This is a genomic window from Paenibacillus sp. FSL W8-1187 (assembly GCF_037965485.1).
Taxonomy (GTDB): domain Bacteria; phylum Bacillota; class Bacilli; order Paenibacillales; family Paenibacillaceae; genus Paenibacillus_O; species Paenibacillus_O pasadenensis.
Genome location: NZ_CP150181.1, coordinates 5,554,049 through 5,576,321 on the forward strand (window position 1 = coordinate 5,554,049; position 22,273 = coordinate 5,576,321).

Sequence of the window (22,273 nt, forward strand, 5' to 3'; positions counted from 1 at the left end):
TCATCTCAAAGGCGAAATTTCTTGCGCCGCGCGAGATTTCGTCACATCGTTAAAACTATTCCTTTCTGAAGATCAGCAAGTGCTCATGGACTATTGGCACAAACTGACCTTTGTACTCTTTTCGTTCAGAAGTCACGTTATGTTGAACCTTTATAATGTGGGATTCCAATTGCCCTGGGTATCTTATGTCTTTTATGATGGAATAATACTTGCCATGTCTTCTACAATCGCCTATCAAGAGCGCCAACCGACCGTCTACGCGTAAGCTACTCATAAGTTTTTCATTCACCAGATCCAACTTGCGGATATAGTCCTGGTAGCTCACTGATCTGGAAAGATCATCGGCATGAGCCTCCCCCCACACTTGACCAGAGTAGACAACCATATCAAAGTAAGGTGGGTGACTAAAAATAAAATCCGTACTTACAGGTACTTCATCTTTCAAGGCATTCCATCCACCCCAGCGAGGGTGCAAATCAAGGTGAATAGAATTGGTATATCCCAACTCTTTAGCAACCTCGTAACCAGTCCCCCCGCCGGCAAATACCTCCAGGAACGTTTTCGGCCTATAGAACTTCAACAAATCCAAAATCACGTACCCTGAACAGTTCCCTCTATAGCTGGAGTTGCCCCATCTTCCTCTCGCTGGATAAGATAATACGCTCTTCATTATACCCTCCTTTGTACGCAAAAAAGCACACCCACAAAAAAAGCGGGCATGCTTTGCTCCGATACATTATAATTATATCTAACTATATCACTCTTGTCCCCGAAATTAAAGATCAGATTTGAGGCGGTAAATAAATATGGAGAACATCATGATGCTTAACTCGAATGTAGAAGTCCCTCATTTTATAAAATACATGGGATCGAAGAAAAAAATTATCAACTTTGTAGTCGAAGCTATCAACGAAGTCAACACCAGTGGACCTGTTTGCGATTTATTTGCAGGGTCCAGTGTGCTCTCAGGTGTTCTGAGAAACCAGACGAATATGATAAGTAATGATATTCAAGCCTATTCTGCCGTGCTGGCCAAGGCATATCTCACTAATTATAACTGGAACTCGCACCCATCACTAATCCAAGATATCATTTCCTCAGCTAGTAAAAAGGCCAACAAGTTTCTTAAGACTTTTCCCAAGCTACAGTTTGACTATGAAAGGGAATTTACAGTTGAAGAATTTGTGAGCCTAGAAGAAGGGCAGCAGCAACTCATTCACCATGATTTCAGTTTGTTCGACTATCACCTATTCGTTAAAAATTATTCAGGCACCTACTGGTCATATAATCAGTGCGTATGGATAGATGCTTTTAGAGCAACGGCTGAAGAGTATAGGGAAACACCTTTCTACAATGCCATTCTGGCTTCATTGATGTTTGCAATGTCATATAATTCCCAAAGTACAGGGCATTACGCTCAATATAGGGACGCGACTAATCAATCGTCTATGGAAGATATTCTAATATACAGAAGAAAAGAAATTACCCCTTACTTTGTGCGAAAGATGGAAGAACTGCGAGAAACCTTAGGGGAAAATCGTTATTCGTTTGATACCCATTCACTTGATTACCGAGACTGTCTTGATCTGCTTCCAAAGAACACTGTTGTTTACGCTGATCCGCCATATGCCTTTGTACATTACTCAAGGTTCTATCATGCTATCGAAACTCTTGTACGATATGACTATCCGGATGTTCGTCACAAAGGTAGATATAGAAATGACAGACATCAATCGCCATTTTGTATTAAAACGCAGGTTCACAACGCATTCCATGAATTGTTTTGCAAAATCAGTAATAGAGACGCCAACCTAGTTCTCAGTTACAGTAACACAGGGATGATTGACCTAGATGACCTCATCGCTCTTGCTAATTCAACATTGGGAAAAAGATACAAAATTGAAGTTAATACGATTGATTACGTCCACAGTACAATGGGAAGAAGGGATGACAAAAGCAGAAACGTTCAAGAAGCATTAATTACCGCAAGACGCCTATAAAACTTCAGATCGCCTGCTTATGAAGAAGAAGGCGATCTGTCCTTTCAATATTCACAACAATCGTTATCAATCTTCAAAATCAGCATAGAGAAAACTATCATTAACAAAAAGCTTTTCTGTTATACCAAATACTAATATGGGGCATCCGCCAGCCCCACCACCCTCTATTCTAGGGAGTAGTTTATTGATATGAGTAGTTGATGATCCATACTTATCAGCTATTTTTTTGCCCATTGATTTAAATATTCCCTGCAGTTCGGTACTTCGTGTAATAATCACTCCAACACTAATAGCATCCAACTGATGTAGTAGCCTAAAGTTATTTAAGTCTCGATCGAAAAAAGGATCCTTGTTATTCCACTCAATTTCTAGTGCAACTCTACTTTTCAAACAGTCAATCTTATGCGTGGGTGTATCATGAATACTTCCATCAATAACCGTCTGAGTATGAAAGGACTTTTCCTGCCACCCTCTGTCATACAAGAAATTATCAATCTTATCAGAAATATTGGATTTTCTCCCGCCTCCGGCAGAGATGTCACTTTTCTTTAGTTCGAAAGTGTCTAATACATTAATAATATCCTCCCATTCTTCCGGGAAGTCCTCTTTAAGGATTGCACACGCATGTTTATATTCATGAACCTCATAACGATTTCTTATATCCTTTGGCAAAAGTTTTATTGTCATAACTAGTCCCTTCAAATTCTGAATTATTTTTATTCCCCTCTTCAAATTAGGTCCTTCATATGAAGAGGCTGGCTAGGTACGCCTCACAAAAAAAACAAAATAGAAATTGGTTATGTTTCGAATAAGCAGCAGCAATATGTGAAGGATGAAATAAACTTCAATAAAGAGACTAATAGAAATGAACACGCTATTTTTAAAGATATGTAAAATAAACGCTACAAAAAAAATAAACGCCAACAGAAAAACTTGAACAATCAGTATATATACAAAGGTTATTAACATCCATTGGTACATCGAGATTAGCTTTTCTCTTACAATTCTGCCATCCGTGCTAGTTTCTTTTAAATATCGAATAGTGACATTATCACTTGAGACAAGTATCGTTATACAAGAAATTGTAAATCCAATTAATATCGCCAATGCATTAGGTAGAATGTCTCTCAGCTTAATTAAGGCTCGGAGAGAATCTCCAAGAAAATAGTACACAACAATTACACCAATTGCTATGAGACACGGGAAAATTATTTCGTAATTTCTTTCATTCTTTTTAACCGTTGTATAATAATCTACAACTGGAATTAACCACTCTCCGTAAAACTTAGCACCTATCATGGTGTTTCACCCGTTATTTCGAGAACCTCATACATTTTTTCAAATATAGAATCAGTCTTAACAATTCCTTTCTCATCCAAATCCGCAGTCACATAATCCACTTTTTTCAGTGGCTCACTGTCAATTCTTAATTGGTTATCATTTTCATCATATCCATATAGACGAATTCGACTAATACTGCTTTCTGTTGATGTTAAGCTTCTATATAGTTGGCTAAATGTCCTTTTCAACAACGACTCTTTGGGCTCTGCTTTTACAGTAATTACAACATCTTCTCTCATAGAATTGTCCTCTTCTTGAATCACGCCCATAGCCTCACTCCCAAGAAATATTTTACTTGTGTGAAGTTCAGCCACCTTTATGTTCTTGGCCATTTCTAGCAAAGAGAGAAAATCTCGAGAAGGTTCCGCTCCATAAATGATTTTAAAGTTTCTCTTCAAACCTTTTACTTTCAGGTATTCTTTCAATTTAGTATTCAAATAACTGGTAATCTCATTAATGGAAACCCCATTCCGCCGTTCCTCCAGTAACAAGCTGGACTCGAACGTAGAAATTCTAATGCATAAATGCGTTTTTTCTTTTTCCCCTTCATGGGGACGCTTATCACTATTTCTTTCTGTACCGTCTCGACTAGACATATAATCAGGGCTATGATTATACTTACAGGATTTAAATACAATTCTAACAACATGATCAGCATGAAAATCCGTGATCGCGTATTTATCAACTGTAATAGCTTTGTTGAATCTCGGTATATCAATAATTTGTTGATCGGACGGCAACTGTAGTACGTATTCTAGAAAATCCTTAAAAAATGCTCTGTCAAAATACTCTTCAGAGGATCCGTGCTTCTTAAAAATAAAATTGTAAAAACCAACCTTTCTGTTCTGAGTACTCAAGACAACCCCTCATCCCTAAAATAATCACTACCTAAACTGAATCCTGTTCGTATTCAAACAAATTTCTCAACTTTATAATAGTACTTTGACGCTTATGACTCAATAAATTGGGTTGTAGACTACATAGCATTTCTACATCTTGGCTACTAAGTAAGACTTGCTTATGCACCAGTTCATGAACATCAATATTAGATTGTATCAAAGCTTCAAACGCTTTCTTAAGCATCGAGGGATGTGGTATAGGTAAAACATCATCTAGTGGTTCCCTCTGCCTCATTTTACGCATAGAAATCTGTTTTTGCAGTGATGTGTATCGGCTTAACGAAATAATACCTAAATCCTTTGCACGGTGAATCATCGCACCTATTGATACTCGCCAATATTTTTTAAGCTCCGCATAGCCATCCAGTGTTGTATCACTCGATACCATCGAGGTAAACGCTTCTTCAGGTAGGAGAAAGGCCGACGCAAATTGATTCGCCTGAGCCTCCATCTTCTTAAATTCTTCTTTAGTTAGGCTATCTTGATTATCAACATCAATATGCATAAGTAAATGTCCTAGCTCGTGGGCGGCATCAAAGTGTCTTCTTGCAGCCGATTTTTTGTCTTCACCGAGAATGATAAAGGATCTTTCAGATCGTGGTTGGCAGAAAGCATCTACCTTCACTTCTCCCAGTTCAATCGAAGCCACAATAATTCCATTATTCTCTAATACACTTACCAAATTGTTTATTGGTCGATCTCCGAGTTGCCAATGGTTCCTTAAAACAATCGCCAAATCCTCTATCTTCTCATTGTCCCAATCACCGTCTGAGAACATTGTAAGATCAGGTAAATTCAGCCTCGGAAACTCAACATACTGATTTAAAACCTTATAAACTTTTGAAACCCAGCTAGCGCGTTCCTTCTGCATTTCTCTTACTCGCTTCGTTATCGTAGTCGAAGCCCGAAAAAATGTGTTGCCGACATATTGATCTTCTTCGTACTCAAAAAAATAACCCTTGGGAAAATCAAGGGTGTTTACAAGTGCCATCATGGTTTCTGCTTTTGGAACAGCCTGTCCCAGTTCATACTGCGATACGGCTTGCTTACTAACACCAATTGCTTCTCCTAGCTCCTTTATTGTAAGTCCCCGCGCTAGACGAGCAGAGGTTAATTTCTTGGGATTAAACTGTGTCTGCATTATTATCACTTCTACCCTCTGTAATATCCTTCCGGACGACAATATCCGGGCTGTCCTGATAGTCCTTTACTTGTGTGGTATCAAGCTTTAACTTCCGTTTCTTTTTAACTTCCGTAATATCCTTAACTTTTTGTTGTGTCTGGCTACTATACTCTTTTAACAATTCCACATTGTCACAAAAGATGTATTGATCTTGGTCAGGAGTCAATGCCGCTAAGCGTACTGGGGCCTTGGGGTTAGTTCCATCATATACGAGCAGCAACCCAAAGGGTATGTCCTTTAAATTAGATGGAATACGAGGCTCAGTAACCAACGCGGGCTCTTGATCGAAATCCATAAATGATTGAAATTCAATTTCAGATAGCATGCCACGCTCCTTCATAACTGCAAAATTAAAAGCTGAAATATCTCCCCTATACCGATTTGGCTTGGGTAATTTTGAATGTGATAAGAGATGCACAGGTACGAGATTAAGATTGAGGTCTTCAAAGTGAACTACCACATAGTCAAAATTACCGCCCGCCTTTCTCTTTTTGGCCGACATCCTCCACTTTTTAGGCAAGGAATTAACTTTTTTAAGTATTGAGTTCATTACAGCTTGTCTGCGTGTGAATGGTCTCGCATCATCAACAAGATCTGGATCAGGAATGGTCTGCTGACTCGTATTCACCACTTCAATTACCGAGCTGCTTATAATATTAATTCGTTCATATGAGGGAACCAAACTATTCTTATAAAATGAAGCTAGTTTCATGAGCATCGCCGCCTTCAATTTTCAATTTCATTATCAATAAATATATTACTTTATACTTGTTTTTGTCAAGTGAAAGAACTCTTTTTCGTATCTACTGATAATTGTCTCATATATTATGATTCTGTAATATATTTGAAAAGGAGTCGTTGACATGACAACCAACCAGGAAAAGCTGCACAAGTTTCTTAGCTCAGCCTTCAACCCCGAGGGCGACATTCACTTTCTTGCCATCTCTGAAGTTGAAACAGAATCAGCAGTCAAAGGGCGACCTATACATAAAGTGCGGGTCGCTCTTACTTATAAGGAAGGAGACGAAATCACTCCGTACTTTGACGGTACCGACGTTTTTGTGGTTGTAGACGGAGACGACATTTCTTTTACGCGAGAAGAAGAATGGGCCGATGGGCCACCACTCGTCGAAGGTAGCCCAAATGAGCTCGCGTTAAGCTGGGTTTCTGAGTTGGCTGAGCCATTCTATATTTCTGCGGAGGCCCGCGCAGCTGCCACGCACAAGTTCTATCAACCCAATAATGAAACTGGTCAGGTTGACGGGAACTCTGAAGAACCTTTTTAAATTGCATCTATTCTTGGAGGCGATCATTCCAATGACAATAAGTATGAATGAAAAAGAAAAGAAAGCCATCGCAACAGCGATCACCGAACGGATCGACGAATACTTAAACCGATTCCCTTACGCCCGTTACCCGGTCGAGCCCCTTGAAGAGTGGCAGAAAATTTTCTGCGATCCGGAAGCCGTGACAACGGAGACGCTCAGACAGGCTCTTGGCTGGCAGTTCGGCGGCTGGCAGCGGAAAGACCTCGCTCTCGCCCATCGCAAGACGATCTCCACCGTTGTCAACGCTTGGCCTGACGTTCTGGAAATCGCCGCGCAAGATCCCCTTCAAGCGTTCGCGCTCTGGCAACAAAAGCTCCCCGACTGGCACAACGGCTTTAGCGCGGTGGCCCTCCTTCTTCACCTGCAACAGCCGGACACGTTCGAGCTTGCTGACCTTCACCGGCTCGACACTATGATGGAACTACTTAATATAATTGACCATGTCGAAAAAGATCGCTCCATCACACTATCACTGGATGACATCCAGGATTACACGACGTTCTTCCGCGCCATCGCTCCCAAATTACCTTACGGTAAGACATCGCACACAAAGCTTGACCGCTTTATGAAAATCTACGGTAACCGACACGCTTATAAACATATCGCCCCCGACTACCAAACCCGAGAACCTCTCATAAGTACATTCTCATGGGATAGGGCCACTTCCAAGCGGTTCCTGCTCGATCAGATTACCTTAAGAGCGAACGCCGACAGGCTGTTTGCCTGCTTTTTGCTGACGCTGGAATCCGAGAACCGCTCACCCGAACAATTAACGATCGGCGACGTCATTAGCCGGTTGCCGCTCGGCACCGGAGGGCTCTGCAATCCGGCGAGCTTCAACTACGCGCTGGTCGCGCTCTTTGGCGGGCAACGACAGCGCGATTTCTGGATTTTCGAGAAGCCCGAACTGCTTCACGGCTTTACGGAGCAAGCCAATCAATCGACACGAAATATGCGATATTATCTTGCACACGCTTCGGAGAAGTTGTCCGTCAACCCCAAGTACGTGAAAGTGAGCGATTGACCGCATGGGCAATGAACACGTAAGGAAACATACGGAACTGATCGAGCGGGAGGAAGCGTTGCTCGAACAGGTCGATACTTGCCAGCAACTGCTGGCCGTGACTTGGCGGTTTCTTCATACTTCTGACGAGCCAATCGACATACCGACCGTTCGGCGTCTCATATTCGCTTTACGACGTCGAACGAAGCATCGAGAATGAATTGCTGGATGTCCGGTTAGCCCTTCTCCCGTTTTCCATTTCCCGTAAAACCGCCCCTCCCTCGCAAACAAACCATTAGGGCAGACGTAGACGTCTACGTAGATATTGATGGCGGTGCAGATGTCGACGTAGCCGAATCGGTTGCCCGAAACTTTGCGAGGAGTGTTGTGACCATGAATCGATCATTCCGGCTTTCCGAGTCTGCAAGCAGAGCGAAAGAGCAACGCAACATGTGGTCGAGCGAATACCAGGATGCCGCTGTTCAAGAAGAGAAAAGTGTGGACGAACCAACGCTTAAGAAAGATTTGGCCAATAACGAAGAACCCGCAAATACGGAGCCGCCAAGCGGAGTCGACCCGGTCAACGTCCTTGCCGAAACCGCCAAACCTAGAAAGGCTAGGCCGGTCAGCAAGCCGAACGCTGCTTCGAAGCCCAAGTCCGTGCTACGCCCCAAGTCGACTCCTGTCCCCACACCACAAGCGCCAGCCGGACCGGCAGCCGAAAGGCCACCGGCTGGCCCCGCCGACAAGAGCGACAGACCAGATCCGGGACACAAGCCGCTCGAGCGAAAGTCGCCGCCTTTCGACGAACGGTACGCGCGAATCACGACGTACCTGGAGAAGCCGCTGTTCCGGCGCGTTCACGACTTGCATCAGCGCGGCGAGTTCACCAAGATTGCGAGCCTGCTCAACGCCGCCGTCCGTGAATATCTGGACCGTCATTTTCCCGCATAAAAACAAACGTCCCGATTCCTCTTGGAATCGGGCATTTTCATTCCTGCCTATTCTTTTCCGAATCGATCGTTGCCATAACGTCCATAGCCATTCTTCGAATGAGCTCGACCTCCTCTAGGCTGCGCTCATTCAGGAATGCGGCAAGCAGCCGAATAGCGGCTTGCTTTCCCTCCAATCCCTCTCCTGGTTCCAGTCCTCCGAAGCGGAAAACCTCGATCGGCTCTACTTCCAACGCAGCCAGCACGCGGGCCAACGAGTCAAGAGATACGTTACGAACTGCCCGTTCTATGCCTGCGAGATAGCTCTCTTGCATGCTGGCCCTTTCGGCCAACTCACTCTGAGTCAAGCCCTGACGCTTTCTTAACTGCCGGACTCTTTTCCCTACCAAAACCTTCAAATCTATTTCATCTGTTTTTTGATTGTCCATTCGATCACCCTTCTTCCTACCTCTAATGGTAAAGAAGGTGTTCGCTTGCTAGAAGGATAGTATAAGGCTAGTAAATATTGTTTTTGAACTTATTAGTCCTGTATAATCAGAATGGGACTTATTTCTTACACGCTATGTTCAATGATGTCAAAATACAAACGTTCGGGGGATCAAAAATATGATATTGCTCTATTTTGCCGGATTCTGTTTGTCCATTCTGCTGCTGCTGATCGGCCTCATTAAGCCGTCCATTGTTTACCGATGGGGCGAGCGCCGCACGCGGGGACGCTCGACTCTTCTGTACGGTCTGCTGATTGTGGCGTTTACCGCCGCGATGATCGCGACCACGCCCGATACAGAAGATCCTGGCGCAACACAAGCCAGTTCCGCTGAATCGGCAAGCACGAACTCCCCTCTTGCAACGGCTCCAACTGACGAAACAAACACAGCTCAGGCTGAACCCGAATCGCAAGTAAAAGAAGTCGAAGTGTCAACCACACCAACCGTTTCGGAAACTTCTCCTGAATCTAAGGTCGAGAAGGAAACGGCTCAAATGGTCATCAACACGCCAACCAGCGAATATCTTGGCGTTCGCACGATTTACGAAGGAGAAGTAAATGAAATGGGCAATCCGCACGGCGAGGGGATCATTACCTACACATTCGATGATGTTGCCTACATTCTGTATGAAGGGCAGTTCAACAACGGTGTCTACGACGGCATGGGAACTACTTACTACAATGGTGATACTGAAATCGAGTTTAGCGGGGTTTTTCGAAATGGCGAGCCGGTACATTACCCGCTTGAGAACGAGTTCTATTCCAACAAAGGTTCCATTACGTTTTTCGGCGACACAGACAAGCAGAAAACCGGAGATACGATGACCGTTTACTATACCGGCGGTAATGTGTATTACTCGGGCGGCTGGAAGAACGCCCAGCCGAACGGGAAAGGCACGACCTTTTACGACATCTACCCGCAGCGCCAGCTCGCAACGGGCACGTTCCGCAACGGCCTGCTGCATGGAGAAGGCACCACGTTCTACCGCAACGGCAATCACGAACAGTCAGGTGACTTTGAGGACGGACAACTGAATGGGAAGGGAAAAACGTACTTCGAGAACGGTTCAATTTATCTCGAGGGCACTTTCAAGAACGGACGGCTGCACGGCAAGGGCAAATCGTACTATGAGAGCGGAAATCTTGAGTCCGAAGGCACGTTCGAGGAGGGCAGACTCATGGGAAAAGCCAAGCTTTATCATGAGAATGGTCAGTTGGCGTTCGAGGGTACTTACGACGATGGATTTCTGAAATCCTACGGCGTGCAGGGCGACGGCGTCCTTTATCACGAAAACGGCAAATTGAAGTACAAGGGCGGATTTAAGAACAATCAATACCACGGCCAAGGAACGTTGTACAACGACTCCGGCGAAGTCATTCAAAAAGGAAAATGGGACGAAGGAACGTTTATCGGCGATTAGGCCATGCCTCCCCCATCATCCAATCTAACCTGAAGGAGAATGTTATTCATGCGAAAATACATGATTGTTTTGCTGGCTGCTGCAGCATTAATACTTGCTGCCGGTTGCGGTGCACAAAACCGTACGGATGAAGTTCCACCAGCGTTGCAAAGCGCCACCCCTGAACCCACCGTTCCGGCGGCTACCGTAGAACACGAAGCGGAAGAACCTGTTGATGAACAGGAAGTTTCGGTTCAACTGGTTAGTGCAAAGTTCATGGTCGATGATCTTACTCAGCCAATCGTTTTCGAAGTTATTCTTGAAAACAATACTGACGAATCGCTCCGCATTTCCGTTTTAGACTGTTACCTCATTACGCAGACCGGGGAAGTATTAGAGACCAGCTTGTCGGGGCACAACAGCGATGGGCGCACACTCATTTCTGGCGGCAGAACAGAAGGCTTCAAGGTTGCGTTCGAAGTGGATGCGCCTGAAAACATTCGCTCCTTCGTGTTCGGCAAGCAAGCAGAGGATATCTTTGTCGAAATCCCGGTGCAGGACTTCCCCGAACTTGTCGCAGTAGATAAGAGCGGCCAAATTGTTACCGAACCAGAGTCCGTCGAAACCGTCGTTCCTGAGGGCGGCGGCGTGAAGGCTGACGATTACGCTGAATAAGTATTTAAAAATAGCGCTGCGAGCGCTATTTTTTTCTATGCTCCTCGTTGTTCTTCTCCGGATGCCCCGGACTTTTCTGCTTCAGATGCTTCCAAGCGAGATAAAATGTCGAAACGCTCATCACCTCACCTTCAGTCCAACCCAAATGCCAATAAGAGCTTGGATGCTCTCTGATTTCATCCAGCACATCCTTAATCTTGATTTTCCCCGTCCGTTTGTTCGCTCGAACGTTTTTTTCAGCTTCGATTAGCAAAGCGTCCCACTTCCCCTTACTAACCGGCCGCACAAAGTATTGATCTGGATGATCGCACGACTCCAGCTTATCCAAGTATTTGCGCACGGTATTCCTATGTAGTTTTAGCCGGCTCGAAATCTCCCGGATCGACGCTGCCTCTTCAAAATGCAGGTGCAAAATCTCAAATTGCAGCTCTTCGCTTAACATGGCTTTCCCTCACAGTTTGTCGTGATGGCATGTTGAATAAACCATCTCATCTATAATGGTACACTTTTTTAGAAATATCACAACCAACATATCCATAGAGGATGCGTAATCGATTTTCGATACCATTTTCAATTTGCGATGAGGAGGTGATTGTATGGATGAACTATTATGGAATGACGATGAGGAGAATGACCCGGTCGGCATGGTTACGGGTGTCCGTTTCCTGTTGCCGCCATCGATTGCAACCAACCCGGATCATGTCGCTGCCGTTCGTAAGTTCTTGGAAACCTGCAAATTGCCAGACACCAGCCTGGAACATTCCACGAAACTGGAGCATGACGGAAATCTGGTAATCGGCTGCACGTGCACATTAGGCATCATCGACGTCTTAATCCTAAACGACCTGCCGCTAACGTTTTCAAACTTGCAGCATCGCTTTTCCGAAATGGTCGACAAGCGGTTTTACTCACATCAGGCGCAGATGGAGGTTTTGATCTGCTGCGACAGCGGTGAGTACGTTGTAACTGTCGATCCTAGCGAATCGAGAAACCTTCTCTGCCGCAAAGCTAAACAAAAATGGTAAATAGTTGCGGGGAGGTTCAGGATCATCCGTCCTTCCCCGCTTCCATCCAAAAGAATGGAGTGTTCATCTATGCCACCAGTAAGAAAGAGTAAGCCAGTGATGCAGTCTTCGGAGCAGCCGCTCGCAAGTAATCAACCGAGCATCGTAACTACCAGTAGCGATTACTCGCAATTCAATTTCGTCCCGGCGGGCAGTCTGCCGAATCCAAAGGGAATGACCGAGCCGAGAAAAGGTTCCCTTGTGTATCACGAAAACGGGAAGCGGTTCGAATTCATCGACGAAGTAATCGCTGCAATTGACGCGGGAGACACACTCCAATTCGCATTCAACGACAACGGTTTCGTGGTCGGAACGAAGCTCCCCGGATGCAAACACGACTTCCCTCTCAGAAAGAACAGGAACATGTGGATCGTGTATTCTAAAGACCTCGCGTTGGAAGCTATCAAGCGATTTTCGCTAGATTTCACCGGGAAATCAACCATCTCGTTCCAAGATGTTGTCTACCTGAATTCGGGCGACGCGACGGTAGCTTTCTTCCCGGTAATGCAAGAAGAAAACCGCAACAGTGGCCTTGACGGTTCGGCAAGTCCCGATGCAGAAAACGATCTTTCGGGTAAACGCCTCGCTCCTGATTGCACAGGCAGTCCGGATACGGATGATCTAGAAGGCTCTGCCGAATCGTTTGAGGCAACCAGTTCGGACGACGATTCCAGCCCACCGGAAGAAGCTTCCGGGGCCTAAGCTAAACAAGGGGACTTGGAGCCATGCACTCCAAGTCCCTTCTCCTATGTCTGGAAAATACGAAGCAATCTTCGTGTTTTCTACTCAGTATTATCAAATACCGCCAACGGAGGTATAAATCATGAAGTTTTGGTATAACGACCCCCAACTCCGATCATTTTCGGAGGAAGATTTTAATCAGCAGAAGATCACGCTACACGGCTTCCAATGCAGCTACTTCCGCACGCCCTATTCTTCTCACGACCCGCTGTCGAACTGGCCGGAGAAGTTGCCTGCGCCGGATCGAGTCAAGGAGACTGACGCAGGCTTCCAGCTCTTCTGGGACCTGGCGAACCCGGTTCGACTTCGCTGCCACGCAAAGCTGACCGAAGTGGTTTGGAACGCGTACGCGCTACTGCTGGAGGCTCCGCTGGAATTTCCGCTCGCTTTCGAGCGGCTCCAATTGGAGATCCACCCCCTGTCCGTTCAGGAATCCAATCAAGAGCGCCTACGTGCTTCCTTGCTGCTTCACGTATAAGGCTACATTAAAGAGGGGCGCGAGAAGGAAGGTGAAAAAAATGTCGGAAGCGAAACAGGAGTTCCCCTGGGCTTGTGGCGACTCGGATCTGGTTCTGGTGGGGATCGAAGTGAAGATACCGGCGTCGGCCCTTCCATGTAAGGCGGTGCTTGAAGCCATCCGTGAATGTACGGCATCTTACGAGGAATCGGCCAGAGAACACGACTACGACGGCATACGCATCTTATCCTTAAACGTTACTGCGCGGGATCCTTGGGAGGATGAGATTTCCGTAATTAGCAACCTACTGAATCGCCATGCCGAAATCGTGGCGAAGCTGCAAGAAGCCGCTGGGGAAGTCGTTCCGGAAAATGTGCGGATCGCGCTTGTAGTAAGCCATGGCGACCAGCGGTTCACCTTCGCTCCATTTCATGAACGATAAAAAAATGAACCAAGCGGAAGCCTGACCAATCGCAGTATGCATCATTTCAGGGGCGGTCGTCTCGAAATCGCCGCCCCAACATATTTTACCTCAATGAACATCAAAGCGTAATGCATCATAAAATCCATTCTAGAGTTGGTGAAACATGGACCGTCTAAACGAAATGACTACAAAGCAAGCAGCGACGGCTTACTCCGGGCTTGGCTGGCGAGTCTTGCCGCTCTGCCCGCCCGACCACAGCGGAGTGACCGAACACCACCTTGCACAATGCCACAACCCCGGCAAGGTCCCCCGTCTCTCCGACTGGCGCAGTCAAGCCAGCAGCGATCCTGCTGTTGTCTCCTCGTGGTTCGAGTGGTGGGAGAACAGCAATCTCGGCATGGTGCTCGGCAGCGCTGAAGGCATTATTGCCATCGACGTTGACGGCGAGTACGGCAGGCAAAAGCTAGCGGAACTGTCGGGAGGCGATCTCCCCATTACGCTGCAGTTTAGCACGCCCGGCGGCGGGTTGAGATACTTGTATAAACCTCCCAATGGAGCCGCGCTGCGAAAGATAAAAGAAGCTTGCCCGAGCGGCGGTCACGAAGAACTGGCGGTTCTAAGTGACGGCCAGATGACCGTCCTTCCGCCCTCAGTGCACCAAAACGGCGGGGTTTACTCGTGGCTGCCGGGCCGGAGCCCAGGTGAGGTCGAGCTTGCCGCCGCTCCGGACTGGATGCTGATAAAGGAGACTACAACGCCAGAAGCTGTCCCAGTCGCATCCCGGAGCGAAAATATGGATTTACAACGTAAGAAAGGTACTGTTTACATCGACAATGACCGTATCGACCCAGCGCTAGCCATTCTTGACAGGCATTGTCCAGCCTGTCGAAGGTTCATCGCAACCCAGCAGGAATTCGGATGCGATGAAAATACATGGTTTAACGTCGTGACCATGTTGGTCAAGGCAGGGTTTGCCAAAGCAGCCTACGAATTTTCGGCAATGAGCGTGAAATACGCCGATCGCAGCGAAGAGAGGATCGTGCAACTGTTGGAGAAGGCCGGTTCTCCTTATGGGCCGACCCGATGTACAACTTTCGGCTGCGACAGCACGCAAATTCGGTCTTGCTTCGGTAAAATCCGTAAAAGTAAGGGCGAGATTAGCAATTCACCTGCTTATTTCTTGTCGGAAGTAACGGACGCCTCCAATTTGCCTCAAGAGGTAAGCGATAAAGCAGCCCTGTTACCGGCAAAGTACGCACTTGAGGCCTCCGGCATTTGCCTCATTTCCTTCAACCGGGACGGAGAACGCGAGGCTACTCCGCTCGCCAACTTTTTCGCCTGGCTCAACAAGACGATCATCAGGGATGACGGATTGGAGAAGCAGCGGCTGTACGAAATCGAAGGGGTCATCCTCTCGAATCAGAAGAAACTTTCGCCCATTGTCGTACCCGCCGACGACTTTGAGGCCATGAAATGGATTTCGAAGTGGGGACCTGAACCGAACATCGAGCCAGGAATCAAAACGAAGGATTACGTTCGGCACATTATCCAGTCAACCGCCGAAAGCGCCGAGCAAGAGTACGTTTTTTCCCATCTCGGTTGGGTAAAGTTCGATGGCGCATGGAGGTACCTCCATGCGGGTGGCGCTGTCGGCTCCAGCAACATTACGGTAGAGCTGGATTCGAAATTCGCGAGCTACTGGCTACCGGCAACGGTTGATGATCAAACAGGGGCCATGAAAGCTAGCCTCTCGCTTCTGAATCTGGCTCCTCCGCTTGTCACGTACGCCCTGTGGGGATTAACTTTCTTGTCGCCGCTTTGCGAATGGCTACGCTGGCTCAAGCAAGAGCCGAAGTTTCTGCTCTGGATCTACGGCTATACCGGCTCACGCAAAACGTCCTTGACTTCACTGTTCCTGTGCCATTTCGGTACGTTCCTGAACTCGCCTCCCGCGAGCTTCAAGGACACAGCAAACACGCTGGAGATGAAAGGGTTTGTGACCAAGGACTCTCTTCTGCTGATTGACGATTTTCATCCAACGAACAATCCGCAGGAGGGTAAAATGATGTCCGGCAACGCACAGCAGGTGCTACGCGGCTACGGTGAACGCGTCGGGAAAGGCCGAATGACAAGGGATATCCGCTTCAGACAAGATAGCCCTCCGCAAGGTATGGCGGTGGCGACTGCTGAAGATCTCATCACCGGGGGCTCCAGCATTGCCCGACTTTTTTCTGCCGAGCTGCTGCCGAATGACGTCAACCTGGATTTGCTTACGTCGGCTCAGGCTCAATCGCACAAGCTTGCCGAGGCCATGGTCGGATATTTGGAATGGCTTTCTTCTAAGATGCAGCACCGGGAAGACCATTTACTGGCCAGTACCTTCGACCGGAAACGCGCCGAGGCTCTGAAGCTGAACATCCACGGCAGACTCGTGGACGCGTGCGCCTTCCTTTACCTTGGACTGGAGATGGGATTGGAGTACGCTGCAAGCGTTGGCGCGGTCGAGCCTTCGCAAAAGGAGAATCACCTGGCTGACGCGTGGAAGCTGTTCCTGCTCGCCGCAAAAGAGCAGGGCGAACAGGTGACCGAGGTCAAAGCTACGACAAGGTTCATTAATATCGTCTCCGAACTGCTGGCCAGCGGTACGATTTACACCGTGAGCACGAAGAAGCATACCCGGGCACCTGAACCCGGTCAGGGCACGAAGGTGGGCTGGCACGACAAGGATCATTTTTTCTTTCTCCCGGACGTCCTGTACACCGCCGTAAGCCGTTTCCTGGGTGGTCAGGGCAAGCAGTTTCCCATCTCCGAAACGATCCTGTGGAAGCAGCTTGCGGAGGAAGGCCTCTCCGTCCCGGAAACGTCGCTGGAGGACGGCAAGGAGCGCAAGCACAACCTTGTCAAGCGGAACCTGGACGGAACGACTGGCAGAAAGCTTCGGGTTCCGGCAGCGGTCTTGAAGGGCGTTGACGACACGGAGGCCACGGAGCCAACGTCGCGAGTCCGGCCAAACCCCAAGGGAGGAGCGGCGACCGAGAGCCCGTTTTCCCCCGAAGACCGGGAAACCGCCCCCTCAGAAGGCGGCGCGGGGGCCGACAAAAAGCCAAGAGGCGAAAGCTTTCGTTCCCGTCGACCCCCAAAACCCCCGGACAAGGGAGCAGAGAAAAAAGAAAATCCCCCCCCCCTGACGACAAGATCCTCCCCGCCGCCGAAGCGGAGGGGGAGACGGGGGCCGACACCACAGACCTGGGCCTCGAAGTCAACCGTGACGACTAAAAATGAAAACATAAATTATGGATATTGAACCTATCAAAATCGCTGAAAGGGGCAATATCTATGATCCAGATTCGAACGATTGAAGATTTACAATTACTGGCCGAAGCTCGCTTGCCTGAGCCGCTTATCGCTTATGCAGGGGAACTTTTCGCCGGACTTCAGGCTGAGGCGGGGGAAGACGGTTCCGACGTCTTCCTCCATCACCCTGTCTTTGTTTGCGAGGCTGGCGACAAATTGCTTGATCGCATCAGGGCCGTTCCTTATGGTCCCGAGTACGTCGAGCTCGTTGACATGCCCGGCTTCCATTTTTATCGTGTCGGCATTTTACTAGACAACAATTGGATCGCGCAATACCTCATACCCGTCAACTCGCAGGACCAGGATACGGAAGCTTGGCTCAGGGAACAAAGCGGCGAGGCGGTGAAGGGTCTTGAGTAAGAAATGCGCTGCGAAGCGGATTGAGATCGTGACGCTGCGCATGGTTCGGGAGCGGACGGCCATGTTCTACGCGCAACGAAAAATCAACCAGCCGGGCAACGCCGCCGAGATTTTCCGCCAGTTCATCGGCGACTGCGATCGCGAGTCGTTTTGCATTCTGTGCTTAAACACGAAGAACGAACCCACCGCTCTGCACCAAGTATCCAGCGGCACCTTGAACGCTTCCCTCGTTCACCCGAGGGAGACGTTCAAGCTCGCGATACTCGCCAACTCGGCATCCATTATCGCTTGCCACAATCATCCGTCGGGCAATCCTTCCCCTAGCCAGGAAGATGTGGAGCTGACCGAGCGACTACGCGATACGGGCGCTCTGATCGGCATTGAACTGCTGGACCACATCGTACTCGGTGACGGCACATACGTGAGCATGAAGGAACGGGGGCTGATGTAGATGTTCCCCAAACAATCGCGATACATGACAAGGCGCATTCAGGAAACCATTAGCCCCGAGATTCAGTTAGTCCTCTGGTCTATCATTGATCAGAACCTGAGCGACGGCAAGGAGCTGGACTACTTGCAAGTGTTCTCTTTGTCTATTGTTCATGCCGGGGATGTCATGTATCAACGAGTTCGACATAAGCAAGAGCAGCCAGATGGCCAACAGATCTACGACATTGCTGGCATTCGTGAACCCGTTTCGGCTCTCACGGTCTGGGTCATCGACAGCGGCGATTACTGCACGATGCTGTTGCCGGAAGATTATTGAGGCCGTTGCGATGAAGAAGGCAATTGTCGCATTAGTCATGGCTACTACCCAGCTTGTACTTGAAATCATAGAGTATCGCAAGAAAAACAAAGGAAGGAAATGACCGATGGAACTCTCCCTTGCAGGCAATCCCCAACTTCTACTCGCCTTTGAGATGCTGGCGGATATGATTGTTTCTTACCATAACAAACAGCAGCGCCGACACGCGCCGTCGGAAGTCCGTGATGTCGTCTTTTCGATAACCGAAAGTGAGTTTGAGCAGCAGATGAATGAGGAGATGACTGCCGAACTGCTTCAAACGACGGACTACCGGATGATCGCATGATGCCATCCAAGAACAGCCGGGCGGCCCTCTACGTTAGAGTCAGCCTGGACGAGCAGGCAAAACACGGTTATAGCATAGAAGGCCAAATTAACGCTCTTCGAAGCTACTGTGAGATGCACCATCTCGATATTTACGACATCTACATCGATGCAGGTGCGTCAGGAAAAGCGATAACCGGACGTCCAGAACTGAAGCGCATGCTTGAAGACGGCAAGTTGCAGCGCTATGATTTGGTAGTTATTTGGCGGATTAGCCGTTTATCAAGAAATCTCGTTGACTTGCTCAAAATCGTAGACTTGTTCAAGGAAATGGACATTCGGCTTCACAGTTTTATGGAACGATTCGATACGGAAACAATACACGGCAACTTCGTTCTTCAGATCATGGGAGCCGCCGCGCAGTTGGAACGTGATTACATCTCAGATAACGTACGGTTGGCTTCTATTGAAAGAAGCAGACAAGGCAAGTGGAACTGTGGGAACAATGTGCTCGGTTACCGCTGGATTCAAGGCAACGACTCCCAGCCTGGGCGCGTGGAGATCGTCGCCGAAGAAGCAAAACTCGTTCATCGGATATTCGAGCTTTATGCGTCAGGACGTTTTGGACTTAAGGCGATCACCAATCGGATGAACAAAGAGGCCCATCGAACGAAAAACGACAAGCCATTCAGTATCCTGTCCATTAGAGGCATTTTACTTAACTGCAACTATATTGGCCTCGTACGCTTAAACGTTTCTGAGCATCGCCGCTCCAAAGGTAGCATCCCTATCGAGTTGGCTAACGGCGAGCACGAGCCGATAATAGCAAAAGACCTTTGGGAGCAGGTCCAGAGCGTTTACGCACAACGGTCAATAAAGCCCAAACGAGTCATTCAACGCAAATTTCCGCTTACCGGACTATTGAGATGTCCACAGTGCGGTAAGGGAATGGTCGCCGGTCACACGAGGCACATTCGTAAAAACGGCAGCAAGCGCATAAATTACTATTACGTTTGCGGTAGCTTTAATTCTAAAGGCTCTAGCGCATGTAAAGCGAATGGCTTAAATGCCGACCGGATTGAGCAATGGTTCTACAAAAAGCTTGAACGCTTGCTGTCTGCTCCCGAAGTAATCAACGACATTTCTGCCTTCGCAACCAGGAAGCAGGACAGCGCACGCAAACCGCTGTTGGAGCGCCTTCAAAATTGCAAAACTGAAACGAACCACTTGGAGAGCCAACAGAAACAAGCCTTTCTGTCGTTCGAAAAAGGCACCACAACGCAAGAAGACTTGCTACAAACGCTGGAGAGCATCAAATACCGTCAGCAGCAGCTTGAACGCGAATGCGACCAGATCGAGAGGGAACTGGCTGCTCACCAAGTACAGGAATATCCTGCTGAAGCCGTTAGAGAAAGCTTACAGCAGCTGCAGCGAATGATTGGACTTGAACCTGATCTAAAGCGAAAACAGCTTATCCGCCTGCTTGTCGACAAAATAACTGTTCCGCCAGATCGCAACTTAAACGGCGCTGTCATTCACGGGAATGCGGCTCTGTTGCCTATCAAAATAACCAATCAAATGGAGGCGTAGAAAATGAAACAGCCTACTTGTGCGGCCTTATACATTCGTAATGAATCGGAAGAAACGATAGTTCATGTTGAAATCCACCATCAGTTAACCTTTGACGTAAAAGCCAAGAATGGTGCCGGATGATGCATTTGCCGGAATCCAATTCTCCAAAGAGAGTCGCCATCTATGTCCGGGTCAGTACGGAAGAACAGGCGGAGCATGGGTATTCCATTGATGCCCAACTTAATCAGCTTCGCAAATACTGTGAACTGTACGGCAATATCGTCTTTAGGGAGTATGTCGAACGCGGTGTGAGCGGCAAAAGCATTGCCAAGCGGTTTGAACTTCAAAAAATGCTTCGCGATGCCGAGGAAGGTTTGTACGATGAGGTGCTGGTACTTCGCTTCAACCGCCTTGCCCGCAACACGGTAGATCTCTTGCAGATCGTTGAACATCTCCGGAAGCACAACATCTCGTTCCGTTCGTTCGCGGAGAATTTCGAAACGGATACGCCGATGGGAAAGTTCGCTCTTTCGATGATGGGCGCGGTCGGTGAACTCGAACGCGACACCATTCTCGGCAACTCAAAAATGGGGTCACACCAAAGAGTCTCGACAGGCGGTCATATTGCAAGAGCACCCTTGGGTTATAAAGTTGTCGTGCTTTCAAGTAGTGGCCGGAAGCGCGTAACTCGAATTGATATTGTACCAGAAGAGGCCGCGATCGTGAAACGGATATTCGACCAATTCGCCTCTGGTCGAGGGTTGAAGTCCATCGCTAACGAATTGAATCATGACGGTCTCGTCACAAAGGCTGGGAACTCGTTCTCGATTTGTGCGATCCGGGATATTATCGAGAATCCTTTTTACATAGCAAAGGTGCGATATTGCCGGTATACCAACTGGAGTGAGAAACGAAGGAAGGGCAAGAACCCGTCACCAGTCATTGCAGATGGGCAACACCCCGCGATCATTGACGAGCAGTTGTGGAATAAGGTTCAGTTCTTACGCGATCGTAAAGCTCATACTTCGACAAAGCGGTTTCACGGCGAATATCTACTGACGGGATTACTACGATGCCCGAAATGCGGTGCCGCCATGACCGCCAGCCGGACGAATAACAAGGATAAGGAAGGCAATCCAGTTGTCCGCATGTACTACTCTTGCGGAAACTTCAGGAGCAAGGGCAGTTCGGTTTGCAGCGCGAACAGTGTTCGAAAGCAAGATGCTGAGCGATACGTGTTTGACCGGATCAGGCAGGTTCTCTTGAAGCCCCAAATTCTTCAGGGGATTGTTAAGGGGATCAACGACCGGAAAATCAACCGCATCAAGCCGCTTCAGGAAGAGCTCGAAGCGATCCGAGGCCGCCTTGACGAAGTTCAAGCCACGAAGCTCAAGTACCTTCAACTTTACGAATCGGACCAGTTCGACCGGAAGTTGTTTGCCAACCGGTTGGCCGAACTGGAAGCCGACCTCGATCGGCTCCACGCACGCAGCTCCGAACTCGAGTGTGAGCTTGACGGCGACCAAGCGCACCCCGTCCCTTACGAAACGGTACGGTCCATCATTGAACGCTTCGACCACTTGCTCATGAGTTCATCTTTCGACCAACGTAAGACATTGCTACATCTCATTATCAGCAAGATCACGGTATCGAGCGACAAGAAAATCGACAAGATCGAGATGATCTTCGACAAAATGACGGACCAGCATTTTTTAAGCGCAGCCCCTTCTGCTGATTTAATGGCGGAAGGGGCTTTCCCTTTTGAAGGGAAAGCTCCTAAGCTCAATCACAGACTGCAAGTGATTATTTGACGTTACTCCTGACTTAATAGATATTTTGCCCTTGCTTTAATCTCATTGTTAATACTCGGATGACCGGACTCGATAGCAGCTCTTAGCATTTCCTTTTCCCACCGATTCGAAAAAATTGCGACTGTGTAGCTGATTCTCGTGTTTTGGCCAGA

At 48.0% G+C, this 22,273-nt stretch carries 24 protein-coding genes; 17 read left to right on the forward strand and 7 right to left on the reverse strand.

All coding sequences use genetic code 11. The annotated features are described in order from the left end of the window. Window positions 1–55: 55 nt before the first annotated feature. Window positions 56–670, reverse strand: coding sequence for a DNA modification methylase (locus NYE40_RS23865; RefSeq protein WP_339279089.1), 615 nt, complete (start codon window positions 668–670; stop codon window positions 56–58). Between the two features lie 136 nt (window positions 671–806). Here NYE40_RS23865 and NYE40_RS23870 point away from each other — a divergent pair, with 136 nt between their 5' ends. After that, window positions 807–2,000, forward strand: coding sequence for a DNA adenine methylase (locus NYE40_RS23870; protein WP_339279090.1), 1,194 nt, complete (start codon window positions 807–809; stop codon window positions 1,998–2,000). A 66-nt stretch (window positions 2,001–2,066) separates the two neighbouring features. Here NYE40_RS23870 and NYE40_RS23875 read toward each other — a convergent pair whose 3' ends face one another. The 4 genes from NYE40_RS23875 to NYE40_RS23890 all read right to left on the reverse strand — a co-directional run bounded on the left by NYE40_RS23875 (window position 2,067) and on the right by NYE40_RS23890 (window position 6,135). After that, complete coding sequence (locus NYE40_RS23875) at window positions 2,067–2,687, reverse strand: BglII/BstYI family type II restriction endonuclease (protein ID WP_339279091.1); 621 nt, start codon at window positions 2,685–2,687, stop codon at window positions 2,067–2,069. 608 nt (window positions 2,688–3,295) lie between these two features. Continuing rightward, the gene (locus NYE40_RS23880) at window positions 3,296–4,198 is read right to left on the reverse strand and encodes a hypothetical protein (RefSeq protein ID WP_339279092.1); all 903 of its coding nucleotides are present in this window, start codon (window positions 4,196–4,198) and stop codon (window positions 3,296–3,298) included. A gap of 31 nt (window positions 4,199–4,229) precedes the next feature. Then, window positions 4,230–5,381 (reverse strand): XRE family transcriptional regulator, encoded by a 1,152-nt coding sequence (locus NYE40_RS23885; protein WP_339279093.1) that lies wholly within the window; start codon window positions 5,379–5,381, stop codon window positions 4,230–4,232. Continuing rightward, window positions 5,365–6,135, reverse strand: coding sequence for a hypothetical protein (locus NYE40_RS23890; protein WP_339279094.1), 771 nt, complete (start codon window positions 6,133–6,135; stop codon window positions 5,365–5,367). Before NYE40_RS23890 ends, NYE40_RS23885 begins: the two co-directional genes overlap by 17 nt. 151 nt (window positions 6,136–6,286) lie before the next feature. Here NYE40_RS23890 and NYE40_RS23895 point away from each other — a divergent pair, with 151 nt between their 5' ends. From NYE40_RS23895 to NYE40_RS23905, 3 genes are all read left to right on the forward strand, one after another. Beyond that, the gene (locus NYE40_RS23895; protein WP_339279095.1) at window positions 6,287–6,709 is read left to right on the forward strand and encodes a hypothetical protein; all 423 of its coding nucleotides are present in this window, start codon (window positions 6,287–6,289) and stop codon (window positions 6,707–6,709) included. 31 nt (window positions 6,710–6,740) lie between these two features. After that, a complete protein-coding gene (locus tag NYE40_RS23900; RefSeq protein ID WP_339279096.1) occupies window positions 6,741–7,775 on the forward strand; it encodes a hypothetical protein in 1,035 nt (344 codons plus the stop codon). A 372-nt stretch (window positions 7,776–8,147) separates the two neighbouring features. Further along, window positions 8,148–8,708, forward strand: coding sequence for a hypothetical protein (locus NYE40_RS23905; protein ID WP_339279097.1), 561 nt, complete (start codon window positions 8,148–8,150; stop codon window positions 8,706–8,708). A gap of 37 nt (window positions 8,709–8,745) precedes the next feature. On the opposite strand, the gene NYE40_RS23910 is transcribed toward NYE40_RS23905, so the two are convergent. Continuing rightward, the gene (locus NYE40_RS23910) at window positions 8,746–9,135 is read right to left on the reverse strand and encodes a helix-turn-helix transcriptional regulator (RefSeq protein ID WP_339279098.1); all 390 of its coding nucleotides are present in this window, start codon (window positions 9,133–9,135) and stop codon (window positions 8,746–8,748) included. 178 nt (window positions 9,136–9,313) lie between these two features. Here NYE40_RS23910 and NYE40_RS23915 point away from each other — a divergent pair, with 178 nt between their 5' ends. Both NYE40_RS23915 and NYE40_RS23920 read left to right on the forward strand, forming a co-directional pair. Beyond that, window positions 9,314–10,615 (forward strand): hypothetical protein, encoded by a 1,302-nt coding sequence (locus NYE40_RS23915; RefSeq protein ID WP_339279099.1) that lies wholly within the window; start codon window positions 9,314–9,316, stop codon window positions 10,613–10,615. A gap of 48 nt (window positions 10,616–10,663) precedes the next feature. Then, complete coding sequence (locus NYE40_RS23920; protein ID WP_339279100.1) at window positions 10,664–11,269, forward strand: hypothetical protein; 606 nt, start codon at window positions 10,664–10,666, stop codon at window positions 11,267–11,269. Between the two features lie 25 nt (window positions 11,270–11,294). Here NYE40_RS23920 and NYE40_RS23925 read toward each other — a convergent pair whose 3' ends face one another. Continuing rightward, entirely contained in the window at window positions 11,295–11,711 is a 417-nt protein-coding gene (locus tag NYE40_RS23925) for a hypothetical protein (RefSeq protein WP_339279101.1), read from the reverse strand. A 154-nt stretch (window positions 11,712–11,865) separates the two neighbouring features. Between NYE40_RS23925 and NYE40_RS23930 the strand changes: the two genes are divergently transcribed. The 11 genes from NYE40_RS23930 to NYE40_RS23980 all read left to right on the forward strand — a co-directional run bounded on the left by NYE40_RS23930 (window position 11,866) and on the right by NYE40_RS23980 (window position 22,121). Then, window positions 11,866–12,294 (forward strand): hypothetical protein, encoded by a 429-nt coding sequence (locus NYE40_RS23930; protein ID WP_339279102.1) that lies wholly within the window; start codon window positions 11,866–11,868, stop codon window positions 12,292–12,294. 69 nt (window positions 12,295–12,363) lie between these two features. Continuing rightward, window positions 12,364–13,035 (forward strand): hypothetical protein, encoded by a 672-nt coding sequence (locus NYE40_RS23935; RefSeq protein ID WP_339279103.1) that lies wholly within the window; start codon window positions 12,364–12,366, stop codon window positions 13,033–13,035. Between the two features lie 121 nt (window positions 13,036–13,156). Next, the gene (locus tag NYE40_RS23940; protein ID WP_339279104.1) at window positions 13,157–13,552 is read left to right on the forward strand and encodes a hypothetical protein; all 396 of its coding nucleotides are present in this window, start codon (window positions 13,157–13,159) and stop codon (window positions 13,550–13,552) included. 40 nt (window positions 13,553–13,592) lie between these two features. Then, complete coding sequence (locus NYE40_RS23945; protein ID WP_339279105.1) at window positions 13,593–13,973, forward strand: hypothetical protein; 381 nt, start codon at window positions 13,593–13,595, stop codon at window positions 13,971–13,973. Window positions 13,974–14,118: 145 nt separating this feature from the next. After that, window positions 14,119–17,259, forward strand: coding sequence for a bifunctional DNA primase/polymerase (locus tag NYE40_RS23950; RefSeq protein ID WP_339279106.1), 3,141 nt, complete (start codon window positions 14,119–14,121; stop codon window positions 17,257–17,259). Window positions 17,260–17,291: 32 nt separating this feature from the next. Then, a complete protein-coding gene (locus NYE40_RS23955; RefSeq protein WP_339279107.1) occupies window positions 17,292–17,669 on the forward strand; it encodes a hypothetical protein in 378 nt (125 codons plus the stop codon). Further along, the gene (locus NYE40_RS23960) at window positions 17,662–18,120 is read left to right on the forward strand and encodes a JAB domain-containing protein (protein WP_339279108.1); all 459 of its coding nucleotides are present in this window, start codon (window positions 17,662–17,664) and stop codon (window positions 18,118–18,120) included. The genes NYE40_RS23955 and NYE40_RS23960 overlap by 8 nt, the downstream gene beginning before the upstream one ends. Then, entirely contained in the window at window positions 18,121–18,435 is a 315-nt protein-coding gene (locus NYE40_RS23965; protein WP_339279109.1) for a DUF960 family protein, read from the forward strand. It begins immediately after the preceding gene. 106 nt (window positions 18,436–18,541) lie between these two features. Then, the gene (locus NYE40_RS23970) at window positions 18,542–18,760 is read left to right on the forward strand and encodes a hypothetical protein (RefSeq protein ID WP_339279110.1); all 219 of its coding nucleotides are present in this window, start codon (window positions 18,542–18,544) and stop codon (window positions 18,758–18,760) included. Beyond that, the gene (locus tag NYE40_RS23975; protein WP_339279111.1) at window positions 18,757–20,328 is read left to right on the forward strand and encodes a recombinase family protein; all 1,572 of its coding nucleotides are present in this window, start codon (window positions 18,757–18,759) and stop codon (window positions 20,326–20,328) included. Before NYE40_RS23970 ends, NYE40_RS23975 begins: the two co-directional genes overlap by 4 nt. A 119-nt stretch (window positions 20,329–20,447) precedes the next feature. Next, window positions 20,448–22,121: a recombinase family protein gene (locus NYE40_RS23980; protein WP_339279112.1), complete on the forward strand. Its 1,674-nt coding sequence runs from the start codon at window positions 20,448–20,450 to the stop codon at window positions 22,119–22,121. Window positions 22,122–22,273 lie beyond the last annotated feature (152 nt).